The 21,320-nt window shown below is 72.4% G+C and carries 17 protein-coding genes; all 17 read left to right on the forward strand.

Annotation, left to right across the window (positions count from 1 at the left end):
- The first annotated feature begins 441 nt into the window (after positions 1-441).
- The 17 genes from ACT2CW_RS05540 to ACT2CW_RS05620 all read left to right on the forward strand — a co-directional run bounded on the left by ACT2CW_RS05540 (position 442) and on the right by ACT2CW_RS05620 (position 21,272).
- Positions 442-933, forward strand: coding sequence for an Lrp/AsnC family transcriptional regulator (locus ACT2CW_RS05540; RefSeq protein ID WP_138913428.1), 492 nt, complete (start codon positions 442-444; stop codon positions 931-933).
- Positions 934-1,067: 134 nt separating this feature from the next.
- Entirely contained in the window at positions 1,068-1,877 is an 810-nt protein-coding gene (gene ddaH / locus ACT2CW_RS05545) for a dimethylargininase (protein ID WP_037950441.1), read from the forward strand.
- Positions 1,877-3,163, forward strand: a complete 1,287-nt coding sequence (gene rocD / locus ACT2CW_RS05550; protein WP_445515740.1) for an ornithine--oxo-acid transaminase — start codon at positions 1,877-1,879, stop codon at positions 3,161-3,163. The genes ddaH and rocD overlap by 1 nt, the downstream gene beginning before the upstream one ends.
- Before the next feature lie 297 nt (positions 3,164-3,460).
- Positions 3,461-4,057, forward strand: a complete 597-nt coding sequence (locus ACT2CW_RS05555; protein WP_445515741.1) for a hypothetical protein — start codon at positions 3,461-3,463, stop codon at positions 4,055-4,057.
- An 87-nt stretch (positions 4,058-4,144) separates the two neighbouring features.
- On the forward strand, positions 4,145-6,487 hold the full coding sequence (pabB, locus tag ACT2CW_RS05560; RefSeq protein WP_445516218.1) for an aminodeoxychorismate synthase component I: 2,343 nt from the start codon (positions 4,145-4,147) through the stop codon (positions 6,485-6,487).
- Positions 6,484-8,064 carry an AMP-binding protein gene (locus ACT2CW_RS05565; RefSeq protein WP_445515742.1) on the forward strand — a complete coding sequence of 527 codons (1,581 nt, stop codon included), beginning with the start codon at positions 6,484-6,486 and terminating at the stop codon, positions 8,062-8,064. The genes pabB and ACT2CW_RS05565 overlap by 4 nt, the downstream gene beginning before the upstream one ends.
- A gap of 74 nt (positions 8,065-8,138) precedes the next feature.
- On the forward strand, positions 8,139-9,728 hold the full coding sequence (locus ACT2CW_RS05570; RefSeq protein ID WP_445515743.1) for a class I adenylate-forming enzyme family protein: 1,590 nt from the start codon (positions 8,139-8,141) through the stop codon (positions 9,726-9,728).
- 1 nt (position 9,729) lies between these two features.
- Complete coding sequence (locus ACT2CW_RS05575; RefSeq protein WP_445516219.1) at positions 9,730-10,947, forward strand: FAD-dependent oxidoreductase; 1,218 nt, start codon at positions 9,730-9,732, stop codon at positions 10,945-10,947.
- Positions 10,948-11,041: 94 nt separating this feature from the next.
- The gene (locus ACT2CW_RS05580; RefSeq protein ID WP_445515744.1) at positions 11,042-11,875 is read left to right on the forward strand and encodes an aminotransferase class IV; all 834 of its coding nucleotides are present in this window, start codon (positions 11,042-11,044) and stop codon (positions 11,873-11,875) included.
- A gap of 94 nt (positions 11,876-11,969) precedes the next feature.
- Positions 11,970-12,467, forward strand: a complete 498-nt coding sequence (locus tag ACT2CW_RS05585; RefSeq protein WP_445515745.1) for a carboxymuconolactone decarboxylase family protein — start codon at positions 11,970-11,972, stop codon at positions 12,465-12,467.
- Between the two features lie 54 nt (positions 12,468-12,521).
- Positions 12,522-13,136, forward strand: a complete 615-nt coding sequence (locus ACT2CW_RS05590; protein ID WP_182474040.1) for an Rv1733c family protein — start codon at positions 12,522-12,524, stop codon at positions 13,134-13,136.
- A gap of 88 nt (positions 13,137-13,224) precedes the next feature.
- The gene (locus ACT2CW_RS05595; protein ID WP_138910709.1) at positions 13,225-13,515 is read left to right on the forward strand and encodes a DUF1876 domain-containing protein; all 291 of its coding nucleotides are present in this window, start codon (positions 13,225-13,227) and stop codon (positions 13,513-13,515) included.
- 181 nt (positions 13,516-13,696) lie between these two features.
- Positions 13,697-14,953, forward strand: coding sequence for a cellulase-like family protein (locus ACT2CW_RS05600; protein WP_164430653.1), 1,257 nt, complete (start codon positions 13,697-13,699; stop codon positions 14,951-14,953).
- A gap of 126 nt (positions 14,954-15,079) precedes the next feature.
- The gene (locus ACT2CW_RS05605) at positions 15,080-16,462 is read left to right on the forward strand and encodes an MFS transporter (protein ID WP_445515746.1); all 1,383 of its coding nucleotides are present in this window, start codon (positions 15,080-15,082) and stop codon (positions 16,460-16,462) included.
- Complete coding sequence (locus ACT2CW_RS05610; RefSeq protein WP_164430655.1) at positions 16,453-17,625, forward strand: anhydro-N-acetylmuramic acid kinase; 1,173 nt, start codon at positions 16,453-16,455, stop codon at positions 17,623-17,625. Before ACT2CW_RS05605 ends, ACT2CW_RS05610 begins: the two co-directional genes overlap by 10 nt.
- A gap of 192 nt (positions 17,626-17,817) precedes the next feature.
- Positions 17,818-19,800: a hypothetical protein gene (locus tag ACT2CW_RS05615; protein ID WP_445515747.1), complete on the forward strand. Its 1,983-nt coding sequence runs from the start codon at positions 17,818-17,820 to the stop codon at positions 19,798-19,800.
- A gap of 5 nt (positions 19,801-19,805) precedes the next feature.
- Positions 19,806-21,272: an ABC transporter substrate-binding protein gene (locus ACT2CW_RS05620; protein ID WP_445515748.1), complete on the forward strand. Its 1,467-nt coding sequence runs from the start codon at positions 19,806-19,808 to the stop codon at positions 21,270-21,272.
- Positions 21,273-21,320: the final 48 nt, after the last annotated feature.

The following is a 21,320-nucleotide window of genomic DNA, read 5'->3' on the forward strand; positions in this document are numbered from 1 at the left end:
GCCGAATGCACGGTGGGACCGCCGGTGTTCCGGAATCGGTTTTCATGGTGAATTCGACGCGCGCGGCGCGGCGTTGGACGTACTCGTGGCCTTTCCCCATTGGATGGTGAGTCGTCTCCGTCGGGAGAGCCGCTCATCGTCCGGAAAGGACAGGTGGATTAGTTGACGCTACGCCCGGAAGGACAGGGCCGGTAGGTGGTGTCGTATCACCTCGGTGGATTCGGCCGTTCCGGCGCACCGCCCTTGTACCCCCGGAGCCCATACCGCGCGACCCCGGAGAAAAGGGGGCTCGTGCCCCGGTTCACGCCCCCTCTTGTGGAATCTTTCTGAAAGAGCGTAGAGAAAAAGACGCCTCAGGCACTCACTGAGTATGGGGCGGTTTTGAGTGCAGGGAAGAGGCCCCTTCGCGCATGGGGCGAAAGACGCAAAGGATGATGGATGATGACACATCAGGCCGTACCGTTCGACGATCTGGACCGCAAAATCGTTGCGGCGCTGGTCGCCAACGCCAGGACCAGCTTCACGGAGATCGGCGCCGCGATCGGGCTCTCGGCCTCCGCGGTCAAGCGCCGCGTCGACCGGATGCGGGAGACCGATGTGATCACCGGCTTCACCACCACCGTGCGTCCGGCCGCCCTCGGCTGGCGGACCGAGGCGTATGTGGAGGTGTACTGCGACAGCGCCGCGCCGCCCCGGCGCCTCGCGGAGGTCGTGCGCAACTATCCGGAGATCATCGCGGCCATGACGGTGACCGGCGGCGCGGACGCCCTGCTGCATGTCATGGCCACCGATGTGGAGCATTTCGAGGAGGTGCTGGAGCGCATCCGGGCCGAGCCCTTCGTCCGCCAGACGATCAGCTACATGGTGCTGTCGCACCTGCTCACGGGCAGTGCGGAGGCCGGCGCGGCCCCTCCCGCGACCGCGGCGCAATGAACCGCCGCGAACCGGCCCACGCACGCAGCATCGGTGCGCCGACACGCAGTTTTCTTTTCTTGTCTCCCCTCTCCTCCGCTTCCTACCGTTGATTCATCCCCCCGGTCGCCCGCGGAAGCGAGAGGAATCCTCCGTTGCCCCTTACGCGTGTGCCGCGCCCCAGGCGCTTCCTGACCTGTGCCCCCAGATATTTCGATGTGCGGTATGCCATCAATCCCTGGATGCGTGAGGACACCGAGGTCGACACCGACCTCGCCCAGGCGCAATGGGAGACGCTGATCCGTGCCTACCGCGACCACGGCCATCGGGTCGAATTCATCGAGCCGGTGGCGGGACTGCCGGACATGGTGTTCGCGGCGAACTCGGCCCTCGTCCTGGAGGGCCGGGTCTTCGGCTCGCGATTCCACGCACCGCAGCGCCGGCCGGAACAGCTCGCCTACGAACGGTGGTTCAAGGCGGCCGGATTCGACGTCCATCCGCCGGAATCGGTGTGCGAGGGCGAGGGCGACCTGGTGCCGGCCGGGCCCTATGTCCTGGCGGGCACCGGCTTCCGCACCACCCGGGCGGCCCACCAGGAGGTGCAGGAGTTCTTCGGGGTGCCGACCATCAGCCTGCTGCTGGTGGACCCGTACTTCTACCACCTGGACACCGCGCTGTTCGTCCTCGACGACCGGAACATCGCGTACTACCCGGAGGCGTTCTCCCCCGGCAGCCGTGAGGTGCTGGGGCGGCTCTACCCCGACGCGCTGATCGCCACCCGCGACGACGCCATGGCCTTCGGGCTCAACTCGGTCTCCGACGGCCGGCACGTCTTCGTCGCACCCCAGGCCACCGGGCTCATCGACCAGCTCACCGACCGCGGTTACGTCCCCGTCCCCGTCGATCTGTCGGAACTGCACAAGGCCGGCGGGGGCATCAAGTGCTGCACACAGGAGATCCGCTGATGACCGCCACCACCCCCATCGCCTCCGACTCCACCGCCTCCGGTGCCACCGCCTCCGGTTCCGGCCCGGCCGCGGCCAACGGCGTCGCCCGCTCCTCGCAGGAGCTGATCAGGGCCGAGGAGACCTCCCTCGCGCACAACTACCACCCGCTGCCCGTGGTCGTCGCCCACGCCGAGGGCAGCTGGGTCCGGGACGTCGAGGGGCGCCGCTATCTGGACATGCTGGCCGGGTACTCCGCCCTCAACTTCGGCCACCGCCACCCGGCGCTGATCGAGGCCGCCCACCGCCAGCTCGACCAGCTCACGCTGACCTCCCGGGCCTTCCACAACGACCGGCTGGCCGGGTTCGCCGAGGGGGTGGCGGAGCTCACCGGGCTCTCCATGGTGCTGCCGATGAACACCGGCGCGGAGGCGGTGGAGAGCGCCATCAAGGTCGCCCGCAAGTGGGCGTACGAGGTGAAGGGCGTCGCCCCGGACCAGGCCACCATCGTGGTGGCGGCCGACAACTTCCACGGCCGTACGACGACGATCGTCGGCTTCTCCACCGACCCCGTGGCCCGCGACGGCTTCGGACCGTTCGCCCCGGGCTTCCGCGTCGTGCCGTACAACGACCTCGCGGCGCTGGAGGCCGCCGTGGACGAGACCACGGCGGCGGTCCTCATCGAGCCCATCCAGGGCGAGGCGGGCGTGGTCATCCCCGATGACGGCTATCTGCGCGGGGTGCGCGAGCTGACCCGGCGCACCGGGACGCTGTTCATCGCCGATGAGATCCAGTCCGGACTCGGCCGCACCGGCACCACGCTGGCCGTCGAGCACGAGTCGGTGATGCCGGATGTGCTGCTGCTCGGCAAGGCGCTGGGCGGCGGCATCGTGCCGGTGTCGGCGGTGGTGGCCGACCGTGCGGTGCTCGGGGTGCTGCGCCCCGGTGAGCACGGCTCCACCTTCGGCGGCAATCCGCTGGCCGCGGCGGTCGGCTCGGCCGTGGTCGAGCTGCTGCGCACCGGAGAATTCCAGCGCCGGGCACGGGAGTTGGGCGAGGTGTTGAGGGACGGGCTGGCGTCGCTGACCGGCAAGGGCGTCGTGGGCTACCGCTGCCGCGGGCTGTGGGCGGGCGTCGATGTGGACCCCGCGCTCGGCACCGGCCGCGAGGTGAGCGAGCGGCTGATGGCCGAGGGGATCCTGGTCAAGGACACCCATGGTTCGACGATCCGCCTGGCGCCGCCGCTGACCATCACCCGTGCGGAGCTGGAGGGGGCGCTGGCGGCGCTGGAGAAGGTGCTCGGCTGACCGAACCCAGCCGATCGGGCTGATCGAAACCACGAAGCGCCGGGCCGCATTACGTTTCATACGGCCCGGCGCTTCCTCATGTTCAATCCCGCTCGGAGATTCTTTATGAGCGGCCCCGCCGCGGTCCCGCGAGAACCTTGAACCGTAGATAACGCCCAGGTCACGGCGGCCTTTTCGCGTTTTTATGTACGTTGTTGAGCATTCCACTGTTCCCGATCGCACGGTGTGGAACACTTCGTGTCATCTCGTCGGACACAGCAGGCGAAGGCAACGGCGCGGAAAGGAGTTGCGGCTGGAGTGGACAGTGAACCGGTCACGGTGACTGCCGCATACCGGGTGGACCCCGGCCGCGAAAGCGAGTTCTATGCCTGGGCGATCGAGCTGCTCAATGCCGCGGCAAGCCTTCCGGGATATCTCGGAGGCGGGGTGATGGGATCCGGTTCGACCTCCTCGGAGTGGCACGTCCTCTACCGGTTCGAGGCGGAAGGGCCGGCCCGGGCATGGGATTCCTCGCTGGAGCGCGCACAATTGGCGTCCCGTACCGGGTCCTTCGTCCAGGAAAAGGGAACACAGCGCACCTCGGGACTGGAGAACTGGTTCAAAGGGCCGGTGCGGCCGCTGCCGCCACCGCCCAAATGGAAGCTGTGGCTGGTGAATCTGAGCGCGGTCTTCCCTCCGGTTCTCATCTTCAATGTGCTGGTGATCCCGTTCATCAAGGACGCCAATTTCCTGCTGCGGACCCTGGCCCTGTGTCTCGGTGTGACCGCGATGGTGACCTGGCTGGTCATGCCACGGCTCCAGCGGCTTCTGAAGAAGTGGCTCTACCCGCCGCTTCAGTCGATACGAGGACGTCACAGGCGGATGGCGGCCGACGGCCCACGCGCTCGCCGGTAGGTGAGCGGGGCGCCGCGGCCCGAGGACCGGGGCGGGTGATACCCGGTCGGTTTTCTCATCGCAAGGAGGCAAATCCGGATGGAATCGCTGAGGACACTCCTCGTCGATCATTACGACTCGTACACGTACAACCTCTTTCATCTGCTGACCGAGGTCAACGGCGAGGAACCGGAGGTGCTTCTGCATGACGCGCCGGAGTGCGCGGACATCGATCTCTCCGCGTTCGACAACATCGTGCTCTCCCCCGGCGCCGGCCATCCGGCGGATCCCCGGGACTTCGGCGCCACCGCCCGGCTGATCGAGCGGTCGTCCATCCCGGTGCTGGGGGTGTGCCTGGGGCACCAGGGGATCGCGCTCGGCGCGCAGGCGCGGGTGGTGTCCGCGCCCGAGCCCAAGCACGGGCATCTGTCCCGGATCAAACACGGCGGGCGCGGGCTGTTCCGCGGCCTTCCGCAGGACTTCACGGCCGTGCGGTACCACTCGCTGTGCGTGGCCGAGCCGCTGCCGCTGGGGCTCCAGGGCATCGCCTGGTCCGAGGACGGTGTGCTGATGGGGTTGCGGCACCGGGCCCGTCCGCTGTGGGGCGTCCAGTTCCACCCGGAGTCGGTGCTGACCGGATACGGCCACCGCATGCTCAGCAACTTCCGCGATCTGACCATCGAGCACGCCAACGGCGAGTCGGTGACCTCCACCGTGACACCCGCCTCCGCCGTGGCCCCCGCCTCCGCCAAGGAGCCGCGCCGCGCCCGTACGGCCTCCAAAGCGGCGAAAGCGGCCAAGACGACCAAGGGAGCCAAGGCGGCCAAGACGGCCACCGCGCCGGACTCGCCGCCCAGCCCCGAGGCGGACCCCCGAACCGAACTGGCCCGGCCCGCCCCCAGGAGCGACGCTCCGGCGGAGCCACCCCAGGAGGGCCCCGGCTACCGGCTGCACGCCCGGTGGCTGGCCGACGCCACCGACACCGAGGCGGCCTTCACCCGGCTGTACGCGAAGGCGCCGCACGCGTTCTGGCTCGACAGCTCGCGCGCCGAGTCCGGTGAGGCCCGCTTCTCCTTCCTCGGGGACGGCACCGGCCCGCTCGCCGAGTTCGTCCGCTACGACACCGGCACCGGCGGATGTGAGGTCGAGCGGGCGGGACGGCCCGCCGTCCGGGTCGAGGGCAGCGTCTTCGACTACCTCAAGCGGGAGCTGACCCGCCGCCGGGTCAAGGCCCCCGAGCTGCCCTTCGACTTCACCGGCGGCTATGTGGGCTACTTCGGCTACGAGCTCAAGGCCGACTGCGGCTCCCCCAACCGCCACCGGGCCACCACCCCGGACGCCTGCTGGCTCTTCGCCGACCGGTTCGTCGCCGTCGACCACCAGGAGGGCGTCACCTACATCTGCTGCCTCGCCGAGGACACCCCCGACGGCCACCGGGAGGCGAAGGACTGGCTGGACACCACCGTGACCGTGCTCAGCGGGGTGCCGACGCTCACCGGACCCGCCCCGCAACCGCCCGCCCTCGCCACCACGGCCGCGGTGGAGCCCTGGCTGGTGCGGGACCGGGAGCGTTATCTGGCCTCGATCGAGGCGTGTCTGCGGGAGCTGCGCGCCGGGGTCAGCTATGAGATCTGCCTGACCAACTCCGCCTGGCTGCCCGCCCCCGGCGACTCCTACGCCTTCTACCGGGCCCTGCGGCGGTTCAACCCGGCGCCGTACGCCGCCTATCTGCGGTTCGACGGCACCGATGTGGCCTGCGCCTCCCCCGAGCGCTTTCTGCGCATCACCCCCGACGGCACCGCCGAGACCAAGCCGATCAAGGGCACCGCCCCGCGCGGCCAGAACCCGGAGAAGGACGCGCGGGCGCTGGCCGCCCTCGCCTCCAGCGCCAAGGCCCGCGCCGAGAACCTGATGATCGTGGATCTGCTCCGCAACGACCTGGGGCGGGTGTGCGCGTCGGGCAGTGTGTATGTGCCGCGGCTGATGAACACCGAGACCTACGCCACCGTCCACCAGCTGGTCTCCACCGTGCGCGGCCGGCTGCGCCCGGAGACCACCTCCGTCGACTGCGTCCGGGCCTGCTTCCCGGGCGGCTCCATGACCGGCGCGCCCAAGCTGCGCACGCTGGAGATCATCGACTCGCTGGAGACCGAGGCCCGCGGTGTGTACTCCGGCGCGCTCGGCTACCTCAGCTGCAACGGCGCGGCCGACCTCAACATCGTCATCCGCACGGCCGTGTTCACCGGCGGCCGGATGCACATCGGCGCGGGCGGCGCCATCGTTCTCGATTCCGACCCGGCCGAGGAGTACGAGGAGATGCTGCTGAAGACCGCCGCCACCATGCGTGCCTACCAGGCCGTGGAGCCCGCGTCCGGCGGGGGGATCGACGATCTGCTGGTGGCCGCCGCCGCGGCGCCGCCCGCCCCCGCGGCGAAGGAGCTCGGCCGGTGACCGCCGTATCGGTGTCCGCCCCGCCCCTGCCCGTCGGGCCCACGGTCTCGGCCAATGTGGCCGCGCATCTCGCGGCGCTCGCGGACCGCCGCGGCTGGTCCGGCCGGGCCGCCTTTCTCGAGGGCCACCGGGTCTGGACCCACGGCGAGGTCCACGACCGAGCCGAGCGCGCGGCCACCGTGCTGGCGGACCGGGGGGTGGCGTCCGGTGACCGGGTGCTGCTGGCATTACCCGACGGCATCGTGTGGGTGACCGCGTTTCTGGCCGCCGCCCGGCTGGGCGCCGTGGCGGTGCTGGTCAACCCCGGGCTCACCGCCGACGACCACCGCTTCATGGCCGAGGACTCGCGCGCCGCGCTGGCCGTCTCCGGGCCCGGTCTCCAGGACCACTTCGACGGCGTGCCCTGGCTCGGCGCCGACCAGCTGTCGGCCCTGACCGGCCCACCCGCCACGCTGGGCTCGGCGGCCCCGGCCCCGGCGGCCGAGCCGGTGACGGCCGCCACCCCGCTGTACCTCCAGTACACCTCCGGGACCACCGGCCGCCCCAAGGCGGTGGTCCACAGCCATGGCGATGTGGCCGCCTATCACGACCTGGTCGGGCAGGAGATGCTGGACATCGGCCCGGCGGACGTGGCGTTCTCGGTGTCCAAGCTGTTCTACGCCTACGGCTTCGGGAACGCCTTCGTCTTCCCCCTCTTCTCCGGGTCGGCCGCGGTGCTCACACCGGACCGCCCCGGCCCCGCCTTCATCGACGACCTCGTGGCCCGGCACCGGGTGACCCTGCTGTACTCGGTGCCGTCCTCGTACGCCGCCCTGGTGGACGAGCTCGGCACCGGCCACACAGCCTGCTTCGCCTCCGTCCGCGCGGCGGTCAGCGCGGGCGAGGGGCTGCCGCCCGCCCTCGGTGAGCGGGTCGGTGAGCTGCTCGGCGCGCCGGTGCTTGAGCAGATCGGCTCCACCGAGGCGGGCCACGCCTTCTGCGCCAACACGGTGTGGGAGAACGCCCCCGGCACCCTCGGCCGTCCGGTGCCCCGCTTCGCGCTGGAGCTGCGGGACCGCGAGGGCGCGGTGGTGGCGGACGGCGCCGACGGCTCGGCCGAGGGCGAGCTGTGGGTGCGGGGCCCGACGGTGGTCACCGGCCGCCCGGAGGACGGCGGCTGGCTCGCCACCCGGGACCGGGCCCGGCGCGAGCGCGACGGGACCTATCGCCATCTGGGCCGGGTGGACGACCTGGAGATGGTCGGCGGGATCACCGTGTCGCCGCTGGAGGTCGAGGAGGTGCTGCGGCAGCACCCGTCGGTGCGGGAGGTGGCGGTGGCGGCCGTCCCCGACGAGCGGGGCGCCACCCGGCTGCGCGCCTATGTCGTACCGGCGGCCGACGCGGGCGGCCCCGGCAACCCGCGAGGCCCGGACGGCCCGGCGGTGGACGAGGAGTCGCTGACGGCCGATCTGATCGCGCTGGCCCGGGGGCGGCTCGCCGCCTACAAGGCGCCGCGCACCGTGCGCCTGGTGGCCGCGCTGCCGCGCACCCCGACGGGGAAGCTGCGGCGCCATGTCGTCCGCACCGGCCGCTGGTGACCGGTCGAACCGGCTCGCCGACCGCGCCCGGGCGCGCGGCCCCCTGACCGACTTCGAACGATGAGGACCTCGATATGTTGCAGCGGCTTCTCCCCGAGCGCGGGTTCTATCTGGGACTGATGTTCCAGGAGGCCGCGGCCCGGCACGGCAGGGTCAGGGTGACCCTGGACCGGCCACTGGACGTCGCCCCCGACGCCGGTACCGACCTCGGCTACACCGAACTGGCCGATCTGGTGGACGACCTGGCCGCCCGGCTGTGGTCGACGGGGGTGCGCCCGAGTGAGCATGTGGCGATCCTCAAGGGCGACAACGTCGACATCGTGCTGCTGACCTGTGCCGTCTCCAGGATCGGCGCGGTCCCGGCGCTGCTGTCGCCGTCCCTGGACGGACAGGTGGCCGCGGTGCTGCTGGACCGGCTGCACGCCCCCTGGCTGATCACCGACCGGGCGACCCTGGAGTCCACGCTGAGCACGGTGGACACCACCCTGGCCCGGGGCGTGCTGACGGTGGACGAGGCGCCCGGGAACACCATCGCGCTGGCCGCGCTCGCCGGGGTGACGCGCCGCCCGGCCGTCCGGCTCCACCCCCGGGAGCCCTCGCTGATCACCCACAGCTCGGGGACCACCGGGATACCGAAGCTGGCCGTGCACTGCCCGCACACCATGTGGAACCGGCTGGTGCCCCAGCAGGCGCTGGGCCGGGCCACCCGCGGGGAGGCGGCGGCGCTGCACATGTCGTTCGTCCACTCCCGCTTCTACCATCTGCTGGGCGTGCTGCTGCACTTCGGCAGCCCGCTGCTGCTGCTCGTCGACCCCGACCCGGCCCACGCCGGCCCGCTGCTGGCGGCGCACCGCCCCGGCATCGTCGAGACGCATCCCAACACCTATGTGCTGTGGGAGGACCTGGCCGACGCGCCGAACGGCCCGCTGTCCAACGTCCGGGCGTACGGCTCCACGTTCGACGCCATCCACCCCCGTACGGTGCGGCGGCTGCTCGCCGCGTCCCGGCGCCGCGACCCCCGGCTGATGCAGCTGTACGGGCAGAGCGAGACCGGGCCCATCGCCTTCGGCTGGTACACCCGGCGGGGCGCGGACCGGGTGGCGGCACGGCGGGTGGGCACCGGCATCCCCGGCTTCACCCGGATCCGGGTGGTGGACAAGCGGGGCCGCACGTGCCCGCCGGGCGCGACGGGGGCCATCGAGGCCCGCACCCGCGGCCGGATCCTCACCTATCTCGGCGCGCCGGAGAGTTACGCCCGGCAGGTGGACCGGGGCTGGTGGCGGATGGGCGACATGGGCTACCGCGACCGGTGGGGCGTGCTGTATCTGCTGGACCGCGAGGTGGACCAGATCTCCACCGTGGACAGCACCCTGGAGGTGGAGGACGAGCTGCTGTCGCGGTTCGCCGACCTCCGCGAAGTGATCATCGTCCACGGTCCCGGGCGGGAGCCGGTACCGGTGGTGTGCACCCGGGGGAACGAGCCGCTGGACCCCGACAGCTGGCGGCGGGCGACCGAGGATCTCCCGGCGCTGGCCGAGCCGGTGCAGTGCCGCTTCGAGGATCTGCCGCGCACCGCCACCTGGAAGATCAAGCGGCTGGAGATCGCCCGGCAGCTCGCCGCGGGTGAGCTGCCCACCCTGTCCACCGCACCGGTCGGTGGCTGACATGGCGGCGGGTGCGGACGGCGGGCCGGTGCTGGTGGTGGGCGCCGGGCCGGTCGGGATGACGGCGGCGCTCACCCTGCGCGCCGCCGGGCTGCCGGTCCTGGTGCTGGAGGCCGGGGCGCGGGACCGGGTGCGCCCCGGGAGCCGCGCGCTGTTCGTGCACCGGCGGTCGCTGCGGCTGCTGGAGCGGGCCCGTCCGGGGCTGGGCGCGCGGATCGCGGCGTACGGAACCACCTGGCGCACCCGGCGCACCCTCTACCGCGGCCGTGAGGTGTTCGCGCAGACCTTTCCGCGGGCCTCCGGGGACGGCGGGGCCGCGGCCCTGCCCGCGTTCACCAGCCTGCGCCAGGTGGACACCGAGCGGTTCCTGCACGAGGCGTGCGCGGAGGCGGGCGTCGAGTTCCGCTTCGACGCCGAGGTGGACGAGGTGCGCGCGGACGGCGACGGGGTCACGGTGACCGCGAAGAACGGCGGGAGCTGGACGGCCCGCCATGTCATCGCCGCCGACGGGGCCCGTTCGGGGGTGCGCGGGGCGCTGGGCATCCCGCTGGAGGGCACCCGGTCCGACGGCTATCACGTGGTCGTGGACGTGGCGGACCCGCCGGGCGGCGACCTGCCGGTGGAGCGGGTCTTCCACTACGAGCACCCCGGCACCGGCGGCCGCACCGTGCTGCGGGTGCCGTTCACCGGGGGCTTCCAGATCGATCTACAGTGCCGCGCCGACGATCCGCCGGAGTCCTTCGCCACCGAGAAGGCGCTGCGCCGCTGGCTGCCCCGGCTGGTGGGCGAGGACTGCGCCCATCGGGTGCTGTGGGTGTCGCGGTACCACTTCCTGCGCAAGGTCGCGGCGTCGTTCGCGGATCCGTCCGGCCGGGTGCTGCTGGCGGGCGAGGCGGCGCATCTCTTCCCGCCCTTCGGGGCCCGCGGCATGAACAGCGGGATCGCGGACGCCGTCGCGGCGGCGGATGCGGTGTCGGCGGCATGCTCCGAGCCATCGCGGGGACCCGCGACGGTGGCCGGGTACGCCTCCGCCCGCCGGAGCGCGGCCCTCTACAACAGCGAGGCCGCCGGTGCGGCCCTGGACCATCTGCGGCCCCGGCCGTGGAAGCGGGCGACCCAGCGCGCGGCGGCCGCCCTGTCCCCGGTGGTCCCGCGCTGCGGGGAGTGGCTGGAACGCGCGCCCTACGGCCCCCGGGGCGGCCCGGCGCGCGGCTATTGACCGGCAATCCAGCGAGCGCGGCTAGGAACCCGGCCGGGCACATCGAGCAGATCGAGAACGTCGAGCACATCGGGACGGAGACGTGGAAGCGGACATGGTCGTCACACAGAACATCGGTCACGCCGACGCGTCGGACCAGAAGCAGTGGACGCTGATGTGGCGCGAGGACGGCGGGCTGATGCCCTCCCGGGCGGTGCCGGACAGCGCGCTGCTGGCCGCCGACTCCTGGCTGGTCGACGACGGGCGGGTGCGCGGGCTCGACCGCCACCGCCGCCGGTTCGTCGCCGCGTGCGTCGAGGCGAGCGGCGACTCCCCCGCCCGGATCGAGAGCTTCTGGCGCGACGCGATCGCCGCCCTGCCCCGCACCGAGCGCTGGTTCCCCCGGGTCGAGCTGGCCGGTCCGGAACCGGCCCGGCTGTTCCTGCGGGTCCGGCCCGCGCCGCCGCGGACGGTCAATGTGACCGTATGCCTGACCGAGGAGTTCGACCCGCGGTCGCATCCCCGCCGCACCGGCCCCGACCTCGCCCTCCTGGCGCACCTCCGGGACCGGGCCGCCGCCCGTGGCGCGCAGGAGTTACTGCTCACCACCCCCTCCGGGCTGGTGCTCGAGGGCACCGCGGCGAGCGTTCTGTGGTGGGAGGACGACGTGCTGTGTCTGCCGCCCCCGGAGCTTCCACTGCTGGCGGGTGTGACCTCGGCCCTGATCCAGGACCGGGCGGCCGAGCTGGGCGTCCGCACCGAGTACCGCCGCCGCACCGTGCAGGAGCTGGACGGCCGTGAGGTGTGGCTGGTCAACGCGGTGCACGGGATCCGCCCGGTGACCGCGTGGCTGGGCCGCCCGCTGCGGGCGGGCCCGGCGCTGCGCGCCGCCTCCTGGCAGACCTGGCTCGACGGCGTGCCCGACCCCCTGATCGCCCGGATCCCCTGACCGCGACTGACCGCCCCTGACAGCGACCGACCGCCACCGACCGCGACCGACCGCGACTGACCGCCACCGACCGCCACGAAACGGAGTTTCACCGATGACGACGACCACCCCGGCCCGCACCACCGCCCGGCTGGATCTGAAGGGCCTCGCCCCCGAGGTGTCCGCCGCGATGGGCGAGCTGCACCGGGCGGCGGTGCGGGCCGCCCGGGCGGCGGGGGTCGAGCCAGAGCTGCTGGAGCTGGTCAGGATCCGTGCCTCGCAGCTCAACGGCTGCGCCTTCTGCCTGGACATGCACACCAAGGACGCCCGCGCCCAGGGCGAGACCGAACAGCGGATCCACACCCTCGCCGCCTGGCGGGAGACCCCGTTCTTCACCGAGCGGGAGCGGGCCGCGCTCGCGCTGACCGAGTCGGTGACCTCGATCCAGGACGGCCATGTGCCGGACGAGGTCTACGCGGCCGTCCGCGAGGTCTTCGACGAACCGCAGGTGGCGGCCGTGATCTGGGCCGCCGTCGTGATCAACGCCTACAACCGCACGGCGATCAGCGCGCGGATGGTGCCCGGCGCCTATCAGCCCGCCCCGCGCACCTGACCCCGACGCCCGCGCGACCGCGCACCGGCGTCAGCACCCGCTGGAGGCCAGACCATGAACACCCACGGACCGCGACGCGTATTCGGGCCGCGTCCGCCCCTGCTCAAGCGTCCGGCCAGGGGGCCCAACCCGCTGCGCCGCCGGACGGACCGGATCCAGACCTGGTGCACCGTGCTGTTCGCGCTGATCCTCGTGGTCGGACTGCCGGCCGCCGCGATCAGCGCGGGGTACGCGGCCCACGCCTCCCAGATGCGCGTCGTGGCCGCCGAGACCTCGGCCCGGCACCAGATCACCGCACGGCTCGCCGATGCCACCCCCGGCCCGGCCCGCAGCGATGTGCGGGAGCCGCGGCAGGCGCGGGTGCGCTGGGTCGCGGACGACGGTGAGCGCCATACGGGCACCGCCACGGTGGCGGGCGAGGGCGACTCCGGGGACGAGGTACGGGTCTGGGTGAACCGCGAGGGCGCCCTGGCGCAGCCGCCCTCCTCCCCGTCGACCGCGCGGACCATGGGCTGGTTCACCGGTTGTCTCACCGCGGCGACGGTGGCCGCGCTCGCGTTCACGGGACGGGCCCGGGTCCGGCGGGCCCTGGACCGCAGGCGTTACGCCCGATGGGAGGCAGAGTGGAAGGTGGTGGAACCCGCGTGGTCCGGCAGGAACCGCCGCTGAGCGGGGCTCCGGCCGCCACCACGGGGTGTCCGGCCGCTTCTGGCGCCAGAAGCGGCCGTCAGAAGGTTCAGAAGGTGAGGAGCAGACCATGTCGCACACAGTGGAGTGGAAGGTCCATCTCTACCTCTCCGAGGACGAGGGGCGGACCAGGGCGCGGGTGGAGCTGGACACCGGGGCCACGGCGCTCACCGGCCGGGGACTGGCCCGGTGCAACCCGGACGACGAGGACGTGCCCGTGATCGGCGATGAGCTCGCGGCCGGGCGGGCGCTCAGCGATCTGGGGCAGCAGCTGGTACAGGCCGCCGAGCACGACCTGGAGAGCGTCGGCGCGCCCCCGGCCTCGCGCAGACCACGGCCCGGTTACGGCTGGATCGCCTGAGGGAGGTCGTGCGCCGGCCGACGGCCGTCCCCGCCGTACCGGATGACCGGGGTGAAAACCCGACCATCCCAGCCCTGGCCATTATTTATGAATACATCTTGACAGCCCGTTGGCACCCCCGGACGATGAACCGATCTCTCATCTCTGTCATCGCCGAGCCGCCGACCGCGGGGAGCCCCCTGTGACGCTGTCGCCGCATCTGCCGGACAAACTGACCATCTCGCTGTGGGACTTCAGCTGGTACACCCGCACCGGCCCGGATGAGCCCTTCGCCGATCTCGACCGCGCCTTCGAGGACGCCGTGGCCCGCGGCTACAACACGGTGCGCATCTGCGCCATGCCGTTCCTGCTCTTCGGCTCCCGGCTGGATACGACCAAGCTGCGGCCGTCGGCGCTGGGCGGCGCGTACGGGCAGCGGATGCGCTGGTACGACCTGGGCGGCGGGGGCGAGATCGACGGACGGGCGTGGCTGCGCGAGCTGTTCGAGGCGGCCCTGCGCCATGACTGCTTCGTCATCCTCTCCAGCTGGGAGTACCAGCAGAGCCCGTCGTTCGGCGAGGACCGGGCCTGGTTCGACGCGCTGATGGCCGTCGACCCCGAGCGGCGCGCCGAAGCGCTCGCGGACGCGCTGGCCGATCTGATCGACTTCCTGGTGATCCACGGTCTGGACGACCGGATCGCCTTCACCGAGCTGCACAACGAGGTCCAGGGCAGCCGGCTCACCGAAGGGCTGGACGGCGCGGACAAGGTCGTCGCCCTGCGGCCGCGGCTGGAGCGGGGGCTCGCCCGGTTCAAGGAGCGCCACCCGAACCGGCCGGTCACGGTCAACTACGCCAAGGTGCCGGTCGGTTCGCTGCGCGGGGTCCCGCGCGAGGTGGATGTGGCGGTCTTCCACCCGTATGTCTACGGGGTGCTGGACGAGCTGCTGACCACCTTCGCCGTCCGCGACCGGGCCCGCCCCTTCCCCCAGGAGGCGGTCCGCCGGGAGCTGCTGCGCCCCGGCGCCCCCGATCTGGCCGACTGGGCCCCGCCGCCCGGCGACCGCTGGCGGCTGGAGGCCACCACGGTCGGCCCCCGGGAGATCTACGTCCACGACTGGTGCGACCCCGACCGCTGGGACGCCTGGCTGTACGACCGCTACGCCGTGCACCGGCTGGCGATGGACCAGCGGCTGGTCACCTGGATCGAGGCGGCCGCGGACTGGGCGGCCGCGAGCGGGGTCCCGCTGGTCTTCGGCGAGGGCTGGATCGGCTACACCCCGCTGCACGGGACCTTCGAGGAGGGCCCGGTGGGGGCCGCGTTCTGCCGTCGCGCGGTCGAGGAGTCGGCGCGGGTGGGCGCGTGGGGCGCGGTGGTGTGCTCCAACGCGGCGCCCCAGCACCCGATGTGGCAGGACATCGCGCTCCAGCGGGAGTGCAACGCGGTGCTGCGCGGCTGAGCGGGCCCGTACGGGATCTGCCCGGGTCTCGAGCGCCGCTGGAGCCGCGCTCGCACCGGTAACCGCGCTCCCTGACGGGTACGGACATCACATCCCCTTGGCGGTGACGGCTGAAAGGGCCCGGATGTGACGACGTCCCCAGCGGATCCCAGCGAACGTGGTGCCGGGCGGGCCCCGCGCCGTGCGCTGGTGGCCGGTTCGGTCGGCAACTTCATCGAGTGGTACGAGTTCGGTGTCTACGGCTTCTTCGCGACGATCATCGCGGCGAACTTCTTCACCCCGGACGGCGGCAGCGAGATCGAGGGCCTGGTCAAGACCTACGCCTCCTTCGGGATCGCGTTCTTCTTCCGCCCCATCGGCGCCGCCGTCTTCGGCCGGGTCGGCGACCGGATCGGGCGCCGGCCCACGCTGATCCTGGTACTCCTGCTGATGACCGGCGCCACGACGCTCATCGGGGCGCTGCCCACGTACGACACGCTCGGCGCGGCCGCGCCCTGGCTGCTCACCCTGTTGCGGATCCTCCAAGGTCTCTCCGCGGGAGGGGAGTTCGGCGGTGCGGTGTCGATCATGACGGAGTTCGCCCCGCCGGGCCGCCGCGGGCTGTACGGGGCGTGGCAGTCGTTCACCGTGGCGCTGGGGCTGCTGGCCGGGGCCGGGGTGGCGGCGGTGCTGGCCACCGTGATGAGCGAGGAGTCGCTGAACGACTGGGGGTGGCGGCTGCCGTTCCTGCTGACCCTGCCGATCGGGCTGGTGGCCCTGTGGCTGCGGCTGAGGCTGGAGGAGACCCCGTTCTTCCGCGCGACGGCGGACGGGGACACCGGCACCGCGTCAGGTGCCGGGCCGGAGCGGGTGGCGGACCCCCGTGAAGTGGCCCGGGCCATCGTCATGGGGGCCGCGCGCATCATGGGCTGGGCGGCGGCCGGTTACACCTTCCTGGTCGTCATGCCCTCGTATCTCCAGGCCACCTTGAACGCCACCTTCCAGCAGGCGCTGGTGGCCACCGTGGTGGCGAACGCGGGCTTCGCGCTCGCCATCCTCCCGGCGGGGCTGCTCAGCGACCGGATCGGGCGGCGGCCGGTGATGCTGACCGGGGCCGCGCTGGTGGCGGTGCTGGCCTTCCCGCTGCTCAATGTCCTCCAGGATCCGGGCAGTTCGGCATGGGTCCAGGGGGCGGCGGTGTTCGTGGCGGGCGTGGTGGTGGGCCTGATGGCGGGGCCCGGTCCGGCCATGCTCGCCGAGATGTTCCCGACCCGGGTCCGCTACACGGGCCTGGGGCTGGCGTACGCGCTGTCCAACGCGGTGTTCTCCGGATGCGCCGGGCTCATCATCACCGAGGTGATCAAGCACACCGGCGAGGTCGACATCCCGGCGTACTACGTGACGGCGACCTGCGCCATCAGCGTGGTCGCCTTGTTCACCCTGCGCGGGGAGAACCACCGCGGCGCGCTGCCCGACGCGGCGCGGGCGGGACAGGAGGCCCAGCGGGAGGAGGAGACATCATGCGGGTGATCGGTCTGATGTCGGGCACGTCCCATGACGCGGTGGACGCCGCGGCGGCCGATCTGGTGCTCGACGGCGACACCGTGGTGCTGGCCCCGCTGGGGCTGGTCAGCGAGGCGTATCCGGAGGCGCTGCGGTCGGCGCTGCGCGCAGCGCTGCCCCCGGCGGCCACCACCATGCGGGAGGTGTGCGCGCTCGACACCCGGATCGGCCAGGCGTTCGCCGCGCTCGCGGCCCGCGCCGACCGGGAGCTGTGCGAGGGGCGTACGGACCTCATCGGCTCCCACGGCCAGACGGTGTACCACTGGGCCGAGGGCGGGCGGGTGCACGGCACGCTCCAGCTCGGCCGGCCCGCCTGGATCGCCGAGGCCACCGGCCGCCCGGTGGTCTCCGATCTGCGCACCCGCGATGTGGCCGCGGGCGGCCAGGGCGCTCCGCTGGTCAGCCTGGTGGACGCCCTGTGGCTGCGCGGGCGGCCCGGTGTCCGCGCCGCCCTGAACCTGGGCGGGATCGCCAACATCACGGTGGTCGCGGACGCCGGGGATCCGCTGGCCTTCGACACCGGCCCGGCGAACGCGCTCATCGACGCGGCGGCCGGCGAGCTGACGGGCGGCCGGCTGGACCATGACGCGGACGGCGCCATGGCGGCGCGCGGCACCGTCCACGAGCCGCTGCTGGAGCGGCTGCTGGCCGAGCCGTACTACGCGCTGCCCGCGCCCAAGACCACCGGCAAGGAGCTGTTCCACGCGTCCTATCTGCGCGCCGCCCTGGCCGCCACGGGCCCGGTGCCGGACGATGACGTGCTCGCCACCGTCACCGAGCTGACGGCCCGGACGGTGGCCGACGCGGTGCGGTCGGTGCATGCCACCGAGGTGATCGCCTCGGGCGGCGGCACCCGCAACCCCACCCTGATGGGGGCGTTGCGCCGGGAGCTGGGCCCCATCGCGCTGCGGACCTCCGACGACCTCGGCCTTCCGGCGGCGGCGAAGGAGGCGTACGCCTTCGCCGTCCTCGCCTTCCTGACCGCCCATGGGCTGGCCGGTACGGTGCCCAGCTGTACCGGCGCCCGCCATGCCAGCGTGCTGGGGTCGATCACCCCGGGGCGCCGCGGCCTCGTCCTGCCCGCGCCGGGGCGGCCCGCGCCCACCCGGCTGGAGATCTTCCGCCGCTGAGCGGGGGGCGCTGTGCGCGGGCGCCGTGCGGGGGGGCGGTGCCTCGCGGCCGGAGGAACCTCCGAGGGGAAAGGGATGTCGGCGCCGCCCATTGCCGGAGTACGTTTGGGAACGGCCCGCTATCGAAGGGGTGAATGTGGGTAAAGGACCCCTAGTGGCCGACGGGGGGCCTGAACGGGGGGACGGGGGCACGTGGCGGAATCCGGAATGGGCGTGGGCTTAAGAGGCCGCAGCGGGATCATCAGTCTGGTCGGGGAGTGTCTCCGGCTGGAGCCCACGGACGAGCGGCCGGTGATCATGCTGTTGGGGCCGCGCGGCAGTGGGGCCAGCGACGCCCATGGCGCGCTGATGGAGAAGTTCGGCCCCGAGACGCCGTTCGCGTATGTCAATGTCGGCGGTGAGCAGGCCCTGCTGCCGCGGTACGCCCTGGCGCTGCTCGCGCGCCAGTTGGAGCGCAAGCTGCCGCGCTACCGCCGCTCGCACTTCCCGCGGCTGACGCTCGGTCTGCTCGCCTCCGACCACCAGCTGCGGATGACGAGCCTCGCGGAGGGGCGGCGCAACATCCGGCGGGAGCTGGACGCGTTCCAGGAGCAGGCGGAGGCGCGCTACGGCGACTATCTCGCCGCCTTCTTCGAGGTGGCCGGGGGCGCGGTGGGCGCTCCCGACGGCGCGTCCACGGCGGCGCTCGCGCTGCTGCGGGACGCGCTGCGGCGCGGCCGGAGGCGGCTGCCTGGCCGCAAGTTCACCAGCAGCGCGGCCTGGTACGGCGGCCATCCGCTGCTCCGGAGCCGGGATCCGTGGGAGGCGCTGGTCGAGCTCAACCTGTGGCGCCACGACGGGGACGAGGACGATCAGGAGCGGCTGGACCGGGTGCTGTTCTCGGCCCTGCTGGAGGACATGCGCAGCAATGTGCGCCACTCGTTCATGCCCCGCTCGTATCTGCTGCTGCTCGACAACTCCCATACGGAGTACGGCCGTCGCTTCCTCGATCTGCTGATCCGGGCCCGCCATGACGACGCCGTGGTGGCGGGCGCCGACTGCGATCCGCTCACCGTCGTGGCGAGCTCCAACCGGTGGCTGCCCCGCTGGGGCCCGGCCACCGGCGACCAGTGGCCGTGGCGGCTGCGCGGCCCGGACCGGGCGTCCCTGGCGGACTGGCGCGAGCACCGGCCGGGCCGGGACAGCGATGACACCTGGTGGTATCCGCTGCGGCTGCGCGACCTCAATCTGGACGAGGTGCGCATCCGGATCGAGCTGGAGCTGCGCCACCACCCCGACCTCGCGCCGTTCACCCGGCTCGCGCCCTTCGTCCACCGGCTGACCGGGGGGCTCCCCCGGGCGGTCAGCCTGGTCCTGGAGCTGCTCCGGCACTCGTCCGTGCCGGTCGAGGACGGCGCCGAGCAGGACCGCTGGCTGCGCACCCTGCCGGACCGCACACCGCGGGAGGGCGAGGACACCCGGACGCTGGCGGAGGCCGCCCTGGACCATCTGCTGCGCGATTTCGACCCCGCGCGGCGGGTGGCGCTGGAGGAGTGCGCCGCGGCCCGCGACCTGTCCATCGCCACCCGGCTGCTGGGCTCGGGCGACTCGCTGTTCGGCGAGGTCCGCGGCCGCTGGCTGCTGCACAGCCCGGGCGCGGTGACCCCGGCCCTGCACCCCTGGCTGCGGCGGCTGCTGCTGTGGCGGCTGGCCGGGCGCCCGGACGACTGGGACGCGGTGCAGGAGCTGCTGGCCGAGCACTTCAGGTCCGAGGGCCGCCCGGTCCAGGAGATGTACCACCGGCTGGCGGCGGAGCGGATCGACGAGGTGACCGGGTATCTGGTGGAGCGCTTCCCGGCGGTGCCCGCGGCGCAGTGGATCAGCGAGTTCAACACCATCACGGCCGCCCCCAACCGGCTCGGCCGGGCCGGCGGACCGCTGGAGCTGCTCGCCGGCCTCGCCCCTGACGAGCCCCCGGAGGCGGTCACCACGGCCTCGGTGATCCGGGAGCTGATCACGGTGCGCTGGGTGTGGAGCGATCCGCTCGCCGACCCCGGGATGCGGCTCAACGACATGATCGCCGACGGTTTCAACCAGCTCTCACGACTGCGGAGGAACGACATCGTGGCCCTGTTCAACGAGGCGGAGCGGTACCGCCACTGGCGCCATCCGCTGACGTCCATGAGCGAGGGGTGAGACCGGTGCCGAGACTGGAATGGCCGCTGCACATCGTGCGCCGAGTGGTGATCGGCGTGATCGTCCTGGCCGTGCTCGCGGTGGCGATCCCGCTCACCGTGAACTGGTTCCAGGAGAGGCGGGCCCGGTGCGGTGACGGCGTCGTCAAGATGGGTGACGACCGCGAGTGCGTGGGCGTCACCGACGGCTCGTACCCCTTCGCCGACCATCTGGAGCCCGTGGCGAAGAAGATCAAGGCGGAGAACGAACTGGTGGAGAAGCACGGTGACAAGTACGTCAGCGTCGCCTACATGACCTCGTTCACGCTGACCGAGGACGACAGCAACTCCGAGGAATCGGTGCGGCATGAGCTCGAGGGCGCGTATCTGGCGCAGTACCGGCACAACCGCGGCGATCTCTCCTCCTCCCCCAAGATCAAGCTGTTGATCGCCAACATGGGCAGCAGCGCGGCCCATTGGGAGCACACCGTCGATGAGCTGATCGACCGGAAGACCTCCGACGACAAGCTGGTCGCGGTCACCGGGCTCGGCCCCAGCGACACCCAGAACCTCGACGCGCTGCGGCGGCTGTCCGACAACGGTCTGGCCCTGGTCGCCAGCACCATGACGGCCACCAACATAGAGGGCATCAAGGGGCTCGTCCGGGTCTCCCCGACCAATGTGGACGAGGCGTACGCCGCTTCCGCGTATCTCAAGAAGGAGCGGGTCCGCCGGGCGGTGGTGGTCCAGGACGACGCGCGGGACAACTACTACGCCAAGACGCTGGGTGACGCCTTCACCAAGGTCTTCCAGGACATCGAGGGCCACACATTGGTGGCGGACCGGATGACCTATGACTCCTCGGTGCGCGGCGCCTGGGAGAACGAGCTGCGCTACATGCCGGGGCAGCTGTGCGACCAGAAGCCGGAGGCGGTCTTCTTCGCGGGCCGCGGCAAGCACCTCACCCGGTTCCTGGACGCGATCGCCAACCGGCCGTGCCAGGACCGGGAGTTCATGGTGATCACCGGCGACGACACCACCAACCTCACCGCCGATGACCTGGCCCACGCCGCCGAGAGCAAGGTGCGGGTGCTCTACACGGGCCTGGCGCACCCCGATATGTGGCAGGAGGACCCCGACTCCGTCTCCCGCCCGTCGGCCCGGTACTTCCAGCCCGGCGGGTTGATGGCCAAGTGGTTCCCCGACGACCAGCACCAGGACGGCCAGGCCATCATGGCGCATGACGCGGTGCTCACCGCCGCTCAGGGCATCCAGATGGCGGCGCTGGGCGAGGTGACCGGGGAATCGGTGGCGCGGATGTTCCACCAGATGAACAGCCGTCAGCAGGTACCGGGGGCGAGTGGGTTCATCTCCTTCCAGAACAACGGCAATCCGCGCAACAAGGCCATTCCGATCCTGCACCTCAACGCGAAGGGGCGCTCGGAGCTCGTGGAGGTGTCGGCGCGGCGGGGCGAGCCGGCCAGGAAGCAGTGACGGTCGGGCCGCCCCGGTAGGCAAGGACGGTCGGCCGCCCCGGAGGGC

The organism is Streptomyces sp. NEAU-174 (assembly GCF_052665095.1).